The organism is Mesorhizobium sp. M0676, assembly GCF_040320535.1.
GTDB lineage: Bacteria > Pseudomonadota > Alphaproteobacteria > Rhizobiales > Rhizobiaceae > Mesorhizobium.
In genome coordinates this window covers 40566-52379 of record NZ_JAMYPU010000020.1, presented here as the reverse complement: position 1 = coordinate 52379, position 11814 = coordinate 40566, and the positions used below count along the sequence as shown (strand labels likewise).

The 11814-nt window shown below is 63.3% G+C and carries 12 protein-coding genes; 11 read left to right on the top strand and 1 reads right to left on the bottom strand.

Annotation, left to right across the window (positions count from 1 at the left end; all coding sequences use genetic code 11):
• Nucleotides 1–64: 64 nt before the first annotated feature.
• The 7 genes from NKI35_RS21475 to NKI35_RS21445 all read left to right on the top strand — a co-directional run bounded on the left by NKI35_RS21475 (nt 65) and on the right by NKI35_RS21445 (nt 6741).
• Nucleotides 65–664 carry a VOC family protein gene (locus NKI35_RS21475; protein ID WP_352741418.1) on the top strand — a complete coding sequence of 200 codons (600 nt, stop codon included), beginning with the start codon at nt 65–67 and terminating at the stop codon, nt 662–664.
• 141 nt (nt 665–805) lie between these two features.
• Nucleotides 806–3100 carry a bifunctional salicylyl-CoA 5-hydroxylase/oxidoreductase gene (locus tag NKI35_RS21470; protein ID WP_352741417.1) on the top strand — a complete coding sequence of 765 codons (2295 nt, stop codon included), beginning with the start codon at nt 806–808 and terminating at the stop codon, nt 3098–3100.
• The gene (locus NKI35_RS21465; protein WP_023682733.1) at nt 3097–3870 is read left to right on the top strand and encodes an SDR family NAD(P)-dependent oxidoreductase; all 774 of its coding nucleotides are present in this window, start codon (nt 3097–3099) and stop codon (nt 3868–3870) included. The genes NKI35_RS21470 and NKI35_RS21465 overlap by 4 nt, the downstream gene beginning before the upstream one ends.
• Nucleotides 3864–4334 carry a MarR family winged helix-turn-helix transcriptional regulator gene (locus NKI35_RS21460; RefSeq protein WP_023682732.1) on the top strand — a complete coding sequence of 157 codons (471 nt, stop codon included), beginning with the start codon at nt 3864–3866 and terminating at the stop codon, nt 4332–4334. The genes NKI35_RS21465 and NKI35_RS21460 overlap by 7 nt, the downstream gene beginning before the upstream one ends.
• Complete coding sequence (locus NKI35_RS21455) at nt 4331–5143, top strand: enoyl-CoA hydratase family protein (RefSeq protein WP_023682731.1); 813 nt, start codon at nt 4331–4333, stop codon at nt 5141–5143. Before NKI35_RS21460 ends, NKI35_RS21455 begins: the two co-directional genes overlap by 4 nt.
• Nucleotides 5143–6291: an acyl-CoA dehydrogenase family protein gene (locus tag NKI35_RS21450; RefSeq protein ID WP_352741416.1), complete on the top strand. Its 1149-nt coding sequence runs from the start codon at nt 5143–5145 to the stop codon at nt 6289–6291. The genes NKI35_RS21455 and NKI35_RS21450 overlap by 1 nt, the downstream gene beginning before the upstream one ends.
• Nucleotides 6292–6345: 54 nt before the next feature.
• Complete coding sequence (locus NKI35_RS21445) at nt 6346–6741, top strand: RidA family protein (RefSeq protein WP_023667806.1); 396 nt, start codon at nt 6346–6348, stop codon at nt 6739–6741.
• 23 nt (nt 6742–6764) lie between these two features.
• On the opposite strand, the gene NKI35_RS21440 is transcribed toward NKI35_RS21445, so the two are convergent.
• Nucleotides 6765–7856 carry an LLM class flavin-dependent oxidoreductase gene (locus NKI35_RS21440; protein WP_352741441.1) on the bottom strand — a complete coding sequence of 364 codons (1092 nt, stop codon included), beginning with the start codon at nt 7854–7856 and terminating at the stop codon, nt 6765–6767.
• 121 nt (nt 7857–7977) lie between these two features.
• Between NKI35_RS21440 and NKI35_RS21435 the strand changes: the two genes are divergently transcribed.
• The 4 genes from NKI35_RS21435 to NKI35_RS21420 all read left to right on the top strand — a co-directional run bounded on the left by NKI35_RS21435 (nt 7978) and on the right by NKI35_RS21420 (nt 11794).
• On the top strand, nt 7978–8739 hold the full coding sequence (locus NKI35_RS21435) for an HpcH/HpaI aldolase family protein (protein ID WP_352741415.1): 762 nt from the start codon (nt 7978–7980) through the stop codon (nt 8737–8739).
• 155 nt (nt 8740–8894) lie between these two features.
• The gene (locus tag NKI35_RS21430; protein WP_352741414.1) at nt 8895–10094 is read left to right on the top strand and encodes a pyridoxal phosphate-dependent aminotransferase; all 1200 of its coding nucleotides are present in this window, start codon (nt 8895–8897) and stop codon (nt 10092–10094) included.
• 77 nt (nt 10095–10171) lie between these two features.
• Nucleotides 10172–10969 carry an ABC transporter substrate-binding protein gene (locus NKI35_RS21425; protein WP_023682726.1) on the top strand — a complete coding sequence of 266 codons (798 nt, stop codon included), beginning with the start codon at nt 10172–10174 and terminating at the stop codon, nt 10967–10969.
• A gap of 150 nt (nt 10970–11119) precedes the next feature.
• Nucleotides 11120–11794, top strand: a complete 675-nt coding sequence (locus NKI35_RS21420) for an amino acid ABC transporter permease (RefSeq protein WP_023667812.1) — start codon at nt 11120–11122, stop codon at nt 11792–11794.
• The last annotated feature ends 20 nt before the right edge of the window (nt 11795–11814 follow it).

Sequence of the window (11814 nt, the reverse complement as noted above, 5' to 3'; positions counted from 1 at the left end):
CACGCCGAACAGCGGGCTTCGGACGTGCATGATGGGCAAAACCAGCCCGCGAACGGAGGGTGACATGAACTACGCAACCGGCGCCATAATGCTTGCCGCGATCCTGTTCGGCTCGATGGGAGCGGCCTCGGCCGATGCGATCCCGGGGATGCGCGGCCACGACCACACCGGGATCACGGTGCCCGACATGAAGCAGGCGGTCGACTTCTTCACCGAAGTGGTCGGCTGCAAGAAGGCGATGTCGTTCGGTCCGTTCGCCGATGACAAGGGCACCTTCATGCAGGATCTTCTGGGTGTCGATCCGAAGGCTGTCATCGAGCAGGTCACCATGGTCCGCTGCGGCTATGGATCGAACATCGAGCTGTTCAAATACACCGCGCCCGACCAGAAGGATTTGACGCCGAAGAACAGCGATATCGGCGGCTTCCACATTGCCTTGTATGTCGATGATGTCGCCGCGGCGAAAGCCTATCTCGACGGCAAGGGCGTGAAGACGCGGATGGGGCCGCTGCCGGTCAAAGAAGGTCCGGCGGCCGGCCAGACCATTCTCTATTTCCAGGCGCCATGGGGGCTGCAGCTGGAGGCGATCAGCTATCCCGACGGGATGGCCTATGAGAAAGGTGCCGAGACTGTGCTGTGGAGCCCGAAGAACCCGGAGAAGTGATTTCCAGAGCGCGCTTGCGGGGCCAACCCGCAGGCGCGCCACCCGTGTTCAGCAATCGTTCCAACATGAAACTTTAAGCTTGAAATATTTTATCTCCGGCGCGATAGTTGAGATACAGCAAGCGAAGAGGAGATCGCACGGATGAAGGTTGCGGTTCTCGGTGGCGGACCAGCCGGCCTCTACTTTGCCATTTCAATGAAGCTGCGGGACGCCGCCCACGAGGTCACGGTGTTCGAGCGCAACCGCGCCGACGATACGTTCGGCTGGGGCGTCGTGCTGTCGGCCGAAACACTCGACAACCTTGCCAAAAACGACCCGGTCAGCGCTGTCTGGATCAAGAAGCATTTCGCCTATTGGGACGACATCGCCGTCATCCATGACGGCGTGCGCACGGTCTCGTCGGGCCACGGTTTCTGTGGCATCGGCCGCAAGCGGCTTCTGGTCCTGCTGCAGCGACGCGCGCGCGAACTTGGCGTGAGGCTGATGTTCGAGAGCGATATCGCCGACCCTCAGCCCTATATGGAGACGCATGATCTGGTCGTCGCCGCCGATGGGCTGAACTCAAGGGCGCGCAACACCTTCGTCGAAGTCTTCAAGCCCGACATCGACACCCGCAAATGCAAATTCGTCTGGCTCGGCACCAACCAGAAATTCGACGACGCCTTCACCTTCATCTTCGAGAAGACCGAGCATGGCTGGGTGTGGGCGCACGCCTATCAATTCGACAACGAGACAGCGACCTTCATTGTCGAGTGCAGCGAACAGACCTGGGCTGCCTTCGGCTTCGGCGCCATGTCGCAGCAGGAATCCATCGCCGTCTGCGAGCGCATCTTTGAGAAACATCTCGGCGCCCACGCGCTGATGACCAATGCCAATCACATCAGAGGTTCGGCCTGGATCAATTTCCCGCGCGTGCTGTGCGAACGCTGGTCCTACAAGAACCTGGCTCTGATGGGCGACGCGGCGGCCTCGGCACATTTCTCGATCGGCTCCGGGACCAAGCTCGCATTGGAAAGCGCGGTGGCGCTGGCCGAATATGTCAAAACCGAACCGGACCTCGACGCCGCCTTCCGCAAGTATGAGGATGCGCGCCGCACCGAGGTGCTGAAGCTGCAGTCGGCGGCGCGCAATTCGCTGGAGTGGTTCGAGGAGGTCGAGCGCTATCTCGGCCTCGATCCGGTGCAGTTCAATTATTCGCTGCTGACCCGCTCGCAACGCATCAGCCACGAGAATTTGCGGCTGCGCGATGCCAAATGGCTTGAAAGCGCCGAGGAATGGTTCCAGCGCCAGGCAGGGGCAGGCGGCAACAGGCAGCGCCGGGCACCGATGTTCGCGCCGTTCAAACTGCGCGACATGCAGCTCAACAACCGCATCGTCGTTTCGCCGATGGCGCAGTACAAGGCAGTCGATGGCTGCCCGACCGACTGGCATTTCGCCCACTATGCCGAGCGTGCCAAGGGCGGCGCCGGGCTTGTCTATATCGAGATGACCTGCGTCAGCCCGGAAGGACGCATCACGCCCGGTTGTCCCGGCTTCTATGCGTCCGAACATGAGGTGGCGTGGAAGCGGCTGGTCGATTTTGTCCACACCGAGACCGAGGCGAAAATCTGCGCCCAAGTCGGGCATTCCGGGGCCAAGGGCTCGACCCGTATCGGTTGGGAAGGCACCGACGTGCCGCTCGCCTCGGGCAATTGGCCGGTCATGGCGGCCTCGGCGATTGCATGGTCACCTGAGAATCAGGTGCCGAAAGCCATGGACCGTGCTGACATGGACAAGGTGCGCGACGAGTTCGTGACCGCCACACAGATGGCCGATCGCTGCGGCTTCGACATGCTGGAGATCCATGCCGCGCACGGCTATCTGCTGTCGTCCTTCATCACGCCGGTCACCAACCGGCGCACGGATGAGTATGGCGGTTCGCTGGAAAATCGCATGCGCTATCCCCTGGAAATCTTCCATGCGGTGCGTGCCGCCTGGCCGGCGCGAAAGCCGATCTCGGTGCGCATTTCGGCCAATGACTGGGTCGGCATCGAGGGTGTGACGCCGGCCGATGCGGTGGAGATCGCGCGGATGCTGCATTTGGAAGGCGTCGACATATGCGACGTCTCGGCAGGCCAGACCTCGATTGCCGCCAAGCCTGTCTATGGCCGCATGTTCCAGACACCATTCTCGGACCGCATCCGCAACGAGGTCGGTATGGCGACGATGGCGGTCGGCAACATCTACGAGCCGGATCATGTCAATTCGATCCTGATGGCCGGCCGCGCCGACCTGGTGGCTCTGGCACGGCCGCATCTCGCCGATCCCTACTGGACGCTGCATGCGGCCGTGACGCTCGGTGATCGTGGTGTCAAATGGCCGGATCCCTATCTGCCCGGACGCGACCAGATCTACCGGCTGGCCGAGCGCGATGCGGCGGCGGGGCTGAAAGTATGACGACGGCCTTGGCGATTTCAGGCAAACATGCGCTGGTCACTGGCGGCGGCTCCGGCGTCGGCCGGGCCATAGCACTCGTGCTGGCCGAGGCCGGCATAGAGGTGACCATATGCGGGCGGCGCGAGGCCGAGCTTGCCAAGGTGGCTGGCGAGAACGACCGCATCCACGCCATGTCAGCCGATGTTGCCAACGAGGCGGCGGTGACATCGCTCTACGCGCAAGCGGAAGCCGTGCGCGGCCCGTTCGACATCGTCGTCGCCAATGCCGGCATTGCCGGCAGCACGCCGGCGCACAGGACCTCGCTTGCCGACTGGCAGCGGACGCTCGACGTCAATCTGACCGGCGCCTTCCTGACGGTGAAGCCGGCGCTGGCCGGCATGGCCGCGCGCAAGGCGGGCCGGATCGTCTTCGTCGCCTCGACCGCAGGGCTGAAAGGCTACGCCTATGTCGCGCCCTACGTGGCGGCCAAGCATGGGGTGGTCGGGCTGATGCGGGCACTGGCGGCCGAGACGGCGAAATCCGGCGTGACCGTCAACGCCGTTTGCCCGGGCTTCGTAGAGACCGACATGCTGGCGGACTCCATTCAGCGCGTCGTCGAAAAGACCGGCCGCTCAGTCGAGCAGGCGCGGGCGAGCCTTGCCTCGACCAACCCGCAAGGCCGTTTCATCCAGCCGCAGGAAGTTGCCGCGACGGTGCTCTGGCTGTGCGGCGATGCGGCTGCGTCGATTACCGGACAAGCGATTTCGATCTCAGGAGGCGAAACATGGTAGCCGGCCCATTGCCCGCGCCGTCGGGACCCGGCAAGGACCGGCTGCGTCTCTGGATCAGGCTGCTGCGCGCCTCGCGCACGATTGAGGCGGAACTGCGCGAGCGGCTGAAGAAAGAATTCGATACGACACTGCCGCGTTTCGACGTCATGGCCGCCCTCTACCGCGCGCCGGAAGGCATGCTGATGAGCGATCTGTCGCGCTTCCTGCTGGTCTCCAACGGCAATGTCACCGGCATTGTCGACCGGCTGGTTTCGGAAGGCCTGGTCGCGCGCGCGCGCCGCAATGGCGATCGCCGCACATCCATGGTGCGACTGACCGATGAGGGTTCCAGATCCTTTGCCACAATGGCCGCGGCGCATGAGGGTTGGATCGGCGAATTGCTGGCCAAGGTCAGCGAGGAGGATGCGCGCCGGCTGACCGGCATGCTGACCTCGTTCCGCAGCAACTGGGAGGGACGCGAATGAGTTCGATGGCCGGCCTCAAGCCGAAGCACTTCCTGTGGGAGGTCGAAGGCAGGATCGCCAGGGTGCGGTTAGACCGGCCGGAGCGCAAGAATCCACTGACCTTCGACAGCTATGCCGAACTGCGCGACACATTCCGCGACCTCGTCTATGCCGACGACGTCGACGCCGTGGTGTTTCTGTCCAATGGCGGCAATTTCTGCTCGGGCGGCGATGTCCACGACATTATCGGCCCATTGGTCAAGATGGACATGAAGGAGTTGCTTGCCTTCACCCGCATGACCGGCGATTTCGTCAAGGCGATGCTCAACTGCGGCAAGCCGATCATCGCGGCGATCGACGGTGTCGCGGTCGGCGCCGGCGCCATCATCGCCATGAGCGCCGACATCCGCATCGCCACGCCGGAGGCCAAGACCGCCTTCCTGTTCACCCGCGTTGGCCTTGCCGGCTGCGACATGGGCGCCTGCGCGATTCTGCCGCGCATCATCGGCCAGGGCCGTGCCGCCGAATTGCTCTACACCGGCCGCACGATGACGGCTGCGGAAGGCGAGCGCTGGGGCTTCTACAACAGGCTGGCCGATGCCGCAGTGCTCGAGGCCGACGCGCTCGAGATGGCGGCGCGCATCGTCTCCGGCCCGACCTTCGCGCACGGCATCACCAAGACGCAGTTGAACCAGGAATGGTCGATGGGCCTCGACCAGGCGATCGAAGCGGAAGCGCAGGCGCAGGCGATCTGCATGCAGACGCGTGACTTCGAGCGCGCCTACAAGGCCTTCGTCGCCAAGAAAAAACCGGTGTTCGAGGGCAATTGATGGCTGACAGGAGTTTCCTCAACTGGCCGTTCTTTGAAGATCGCCACCGCGAATTGGCCGAAAGGCTGGAAGCATGGTGCGCCAGGAACCTGCCGGTCGATCACCATGACGTCGATGCCGCCTGCCGCGAGCTGGTGGCCAAGCTTGGCCGCGACGGCTGGTTGAAGCCGACGGCGCTCGATACGGACAATCCGGGACCGCTCGATGTCCGCACTTTGTGCATCATGCGCGAGACGCTGGCGCGCCATGACGGGTTGGCCGACTTTGCCTTCGCCATGCAGGGGCTCGGCACCGGCGCGCTCAGCCTGTTCGGCACGCCTGACCAGCAGCAATGGCTGGCAAAGACCACGGCCGGCAAGGCGATCTCGGCCTTCGCGCTTTCGGAGCCACGCTCCGGGTCGGATGTCGCCAACACCGAAATGACGGCGATCCGCGATGGCGACTTCTATATCCTCAGCGGCGAGAAGACCTGGATTTCCAATGGCGGCATCGCCGATCTCTACGTCGTCTTTGCCCGCACCGGCGAGGCGGCGGGCGCCAAGGGACTTTCCGCCTTTCTCGTACCCGCTGATACCAAGGGGCTTGGCATCGCCGAGCGCCTTGAGGTGATCGCTCCGCATCCGCTGGCGCGGCTTTCCTTCGATCAGGTGCGGGTGCCGGCTTCGGCGCTGATCGGCAAACCGGGAGACGGCTTCCGCATCGCCATGTCGGTGCTTGACGTGTTCCGCTCGACGGTCGGCGCGGCGGCACTCGGCTTTGCCCGCCGGGCGCTGGACGAAAGCATCAGCAGGGTGGCCGAGCGCAAACTTTTCGGCGCTCCGATGGCAGAGCTGCAGATGGTACAAGGCCATATCGCCGACATGGCGCTGGACGTCGATGCCGCGGCGCTGCTGGTCTACCGCGCTGCCTGGACCAAGGACATGGGCGCGGCGCGTGTAACCCGCGAGGCGGCGATGGCCAAGCTGTTCGCCACCGACAAGGCGCAAGAGGTGATCGACAAGGCTGTGCAACTGCATGGCGGCGACGGCGTCCGCAAAGGCCACATCGTCGAGAGCCTCTATCGCGAAATCCGCGCGCTGCGCATCTACGAGGGCGCTTCCGACGTGCAGAAGGTGGTGATCGCGCGGCAGGTGATGGGCGCGGCCTGACGGCGATGTATTTGATTTGAGATTGATCTTTAAGAATACCGGGGAGGCTTGAAAATGCACGAGATCCTGCAGCCGGAGGGCTGGGCGAAACCGGTCGGCTACGCCAACGGAATTGCTGCGCGCGGCAGGCTCGTCTTCGTCGGCGGACAGGTCGGCTGGAACGGGCAGTGCCAGTTCGAGACCGACGATTTCGCCGGCCAGGTGCGGCAGACGCTGCAAAACATCGTCGCCGTGCTGGCGGAAGCCGGCGCGGAGCCACGCCACATCACCGCGATGACCTGGTATTTCACCGACAAAGCCGAATATCTCGGCAACCTCAAGGGCATCGGCGAAGCCTATCGCGAGGTGATCGGCCGGCATTTTCCGGCGATGGCCGCCATGCAGGTGGTGGCGCTGGTGGAAGATCGCGCCAAAATCGAGATTCAGGCCACCGCCGTCATTCCGGATTAACGAATTCGTTATTCCCGGAATGATCAGCAGCGCAGCCCCGCCCGCTTCAGCAGCGGAAATACGTGGTCGCAGAAATAGGGCAGTTCCTGGGTGTAGTTGACGAACGACAGCGCGATGCCCTGGTAGCCATGCCCGGCAATGGCAGCCATCTCGGCGGCAATCGTCTCCGGCGTTCCAACCAGCGGGTAGGTGCCGGCGCCGCCGGCGAAACGCTGCCGGTAGCGGTCATAGGCATGCGGGTCATGCGACTGCGAGAACTCCTTCTTGCCTGCCATATGAGCATCGACCGCATCGTGGTCGACCAGATCGACGGCATAGCGCGTGTAGTAGGCCTGCGCCTCTTCCATGGTTGGACGGCAGACGACATGCGCCACCGTGTAGACGCCGACGTTGCGGCCAACCTTGTCGGCCCGCTCGCTGATGTCGGCGACATGCTTGCCGGCATCGCTCATTTCCGAAAAGGTCGTGAACAGATAATCGCATCGGGCGGCGGCGAAATCCCGGCCCGGGCCACCGAAAGCAGCGTTCATGGTCACCGGGCGTGGAACCTGCAGGCTCGCCGGCCGGCTCACCGCCTCCTTGAGGCGATAGTATGTGCCTTCATAGTCCAGAGGCTGGTCCGAGGCGTAGAGCTTTTCCAGGATTTCGATCCATTCGGCGGCCTGGTCGTAGCCCTTCTCGACCAAAGGCGTGCCGAACATGCCGAATTCCTTCGGGTTCCAGCCGCAGACGATGTTCAAGCCGGCGCGGCCCTGGCTGATATGGTCGACAGTTGCCAGCGCCTTGGCGGCATAGAGCGGATGCACCAGCGGCACATGCACGGTCATGAACAGGCCGATCTGCTCGGTGGCCACCGCCAGAGCTGCTGCCCAGGTGAAGGTCTCGAACGACCATTCGCGCACCTTGTTGCGGCCGCCAAAGCCACGCCAGCGCGCGATCGGAAGCATAAATTCCAGCCCGGCGCGGTCGGCGATCTGCGCCGCCGTCAGATTGTCCTGCCAGCTTGCCGTCCAGCGTTCCGGCACATCGGTGATGGCCAGACCGCCATCGGCATTGGTCGAAAAGACGCCGAGCTTCAGTTTGTTCAAGCCGTGCAGGGGATGCGTTTTGATCATCATGGGAACTCGTGGCGGGAGACCGACACGCTAGGCCCGCGCAAAAATATTTCAAGCCTGAAATAGCTTCGCCTCGCCGCCGATTGCGGATATGAATTTGGAGGGGAAAAAGGGGATGGATATGAGCGCGTTCCGTCAGAAGTGCATCGGCAAGACCAATCTCGTCGGCTCCTTCGCCGCTATTCCCCATCCCGTCGCCGTCGAAGTGATGGCGCTCACCGGCCTCGACTTCGTCTGCATCGACTGGGAACATGCCCAGATCGCGCGCGACACGATCGAAACCATGGTGCGCGCGGCCGACGTGCATCGCGTGCCGGTCATGGTGCGTGTTCCCGGTCATGCGCCGGAAGCTATCCAGGCGGCGCTCGACAGCGGCGCACAAGGCGTGCTCGTGCCGCGCGTCTCGACCGCTGCTCAGGCCGAGGCGGCGGTGAAAGCCTCGCGCTATCCGCCGCTGGGCGAGCGCGGCGTCGGGCCTGGCCGCGCGGCCGGCTATGGCTATCGCATTCCCGAATATCTGGCCGCGGCCAATGACAGGGTGGTCGTCGCGGTCCAGGTCGAGACATCGGAGGGGCTGGCCAACATCGAGGCGATCGCGGCCATAGACGGCATCGATGTGGTCTTCGTCGGCCCCGGCGATCTCTCCGTGTCGATCGATGCGATCGGGCCGAAAGGCGTGGACAAGCTCAATGAGGCGATCACAAGGATCATCCGCGCGACCGTCGCGCATGGCAGGACATCGGGCTTATTTTGCGCCAGCCCACAGACGATCAGCCAGTGGGCCGCTATCGGCGCGAGCTTCTTCGTGCTGGCCAGCGATACGATGTTTCTTGGCGCCGGCGCTGCGGCCAACTGCACCGCTGCGCGCGCCGAGCTGCGGTAGACGGGCGGGATCGGGCAAAAACTTTTTAAGCTTAAAACTTTTTCCTTGAAAAGCGCAGCACATTGGATAGCATCCAAACTCGATGGCGACTGTCGTGCCGGTGGGGCTTGCCGGGCAGTCCGTCGCGGTGCTCCGGGTGGGAGGGGTTTCAGTCCTTGTCGTTCATACTGCCCCAGTCATCGTCCAGCGCGCGTTATGCTTTCGACGGCGTACGTGCCCAGATCCGTGACCTGCACACCGAAAACATTGCCAACCTTGCCGTGCGCGCCCGAGAACTGGGCGACGTGATCGCGCTCTGGTACGGCGAAGGCGACATGGTGACGCCGGCCTTCATCCGCGATGCCGCGAAGGCCGCCTTCGATGAAGGCCAGACGTTCTACGTCCCCAACATGCGTGGCCATGGGCCACTGAACGAAGCCCTGGCCGAGTATCAGACGCGCATCCACGGCCGGTCGATCCCGATTGCGCGCACCACCGTCACGCCCGGCGGCATGCAGGCGCTGTACCTGGCGCTGGAACTGCTGGTCGATACCGGCAGCAACGTCGTCTATGTCGCGCCGCAATGGCCCAACATCCACAACGCCATCCATCTGATCGGCGGCGAGCCACGGCCGTTTTCGCTCGACTTCAAGGGCGACTGGCATCTCGATCTCGACCGGCTGTTCGCCACTTGCGATGCGCGTACCCGCGCGATCTTCCTGTCGACGCCGTCCAACCCGACCGGCTGGACCGCGTCGCGCGATGAGATGCAGGCGCTGCTCGACTTCAGCCGGCGCACCGGCATCTGGATCATCTCCGACGAGGTCTATGGCCGGCTCTATTTCGAGGGCAATGTTGCGCCTTCCATCCTGCAGATCGCCGAGGATGGCGACCGGGTGCTGTCGGTCAACAGTTTTTCGAAAGCGTGGGCGATGACCGGCTGGCGCATCGGCTGGCTGACGCATCCGTCGGGGGTAGCCGACCAGCTTGGCGCCATGACGCAGTATATCAACAGCGGCACCGCCGCGCCGATCCAGGCCGGCGCTGTCGCCGCCATTCGCCAAGGCGAGCCGCTGGTCGAGGAGATCAGACAGCGGATCAAAACCGGCCTCGACCTTGCCTATGACAGGCTGGCCCAGATTCCCGGCATCATCCTGCCGACGAAACCGCGCGGAGGCATGTATGCCTTCTTTGCCATGGACGGCGAAAGCGACGCCCGGCAGGCCTGCGCCAGGATACTGGAGACGGCGCGCGTCGGGCTGGCTCCCGGCCACCTCTTTGGAAATTCGGCAGCGGCCTTCCTGCGGATGTGCGTGTGCCGTGAACGCGACCAGATAGCGACCGCGCTCGAGCGCATGGTCGCCGCCATGAATTGACGCCCCGCTGGGAGGTGGGACGGCAACAAACCGTGCGGGAGCAAACCCGCCCGATCAACAACCAGAGGGAACACAAAATGAGCTTCACTCGTCGCAACCTGCTTCTTCTCGCCGCCACGATCGGCATCGCTGCCGGCCCGGCCACCGCCTTTGCCGCCGATGTGCTCAATGTCGGCGCCTACCCGACCAATCCGCCCTTCGAATACAAGAACGAGAGCGGCACTTTCGAGGGCTTTGAAGTCGACATCGTCAACGAAGCGGCCAAGCGTGCCGGCATGACCACCGACATTGCCGACCTCGGCTTCCAGGCGCTGTTCGCGGCTGTCAGTTCCAACCGCATCGATGTCGCGATCTCCTCGATCACCATCACGCCGGAGCGACTGAAAACGCTGTCCTTCACCCAGCCCTATTATGACTCCGACATGGGCATTGCGACGAAGACCGATAGCGCTGTTAACACCGAGGCCGACCTCAAGGGCAAGATCGTCGGCGTGCTTTCAGGCTCGACCGGCGAGACCTGGGTCAAGGCGCATCAGGAGGCTGACGGCTACAGCGACGTGAAGGGCTATGACACGCAGCAGAATCTTCTGCTCGACCTCAGCGCGGGCCGCGTGGACGCCGCCGTCAGCGATATTCCGGGCATGGAATACTCCTTCACCAAGATGAAGGACCTGAAGGTTAAGCAGCGCATCAAGACCGGCGAACAGTACGGCCTGATGATGAGCAAGGACCATCCGCTGCTCGGCAAGCTGAACGACGCGCTGACCGCGATGAAGAAGGACGGAACGCTGGCCGCGATCCACAAGAAGTGGTTCGGCAGCGACGCGCCAGCCGATTCCTCGACGGTCAAGGAAATGCCGCTGCCCAAGGCCTGACCGGCAATGCACTTAAATCGTGCCGGCTCCCAGGCCGGCACGATTCATTTCACGCTCCGGCGCCTGCTGCCACACGGATAGCCTCATCGGAGGCAAGGTCGATTGGTTTTAACTTGAGCATCCTTTGCTCTGGGGTTCGGGAACGCTCCCATGTCGCTGATCGACACCTTCTTCAATCCTGACGTGATCATGTCCAGCCTGCCGGCGCTGTTGCGTGGCTTCCTGAACACGCTGCTGCTCGGCATTTTGAGTATCGGCATCGGCATTCCCATCGGCCTGGGGATCAGCCTGTTGCGGCTCTATGCGCCGAAGCCGCTGCGCTGGCTGGCGGTCGGCTACACCGACATCTTCCGGGCCCTGCCGGTGCTGGTGGTGCTGATCCTGATCTATTATGCGCTGCCCTTCCTCGGCATCCGTCTGTCGTCCTGGGCCTCCGCCGTGACGGCGTTCGCCATCATCATGTCGGCCTATTCAGCAGAAGTGTTCCGCTCCGGCATTGAGAGCATTCCGAAAGGCCAATTCGAGGCAGCACAGGCGCTCGGCCTGCCTTTCCTTTTGACCTTGCGCAAGGTGGTGCTGCCGCAGGCGATCCGAGTCGTCATCCCGCCGATGACCAGCAATTGCGTCTCGATGTTCAAGGACACGTCGCTCGCTTCCACCGTTGCGCTGCCTGAACTGTTGAAGGAAGCGACCAACGCGCAATCGCTCTATGCCAATCCCTCGCCGCTGATCGGCGCCGCTTTGGTCTATCTCATCTTCCTCTGGCCCATGGTCCGCCTCGTCAGCCTGCTCGAAGACCGCTTCAAGACCGAGAAGACGCGCTGACCTCATCAACCGTCCCGCTT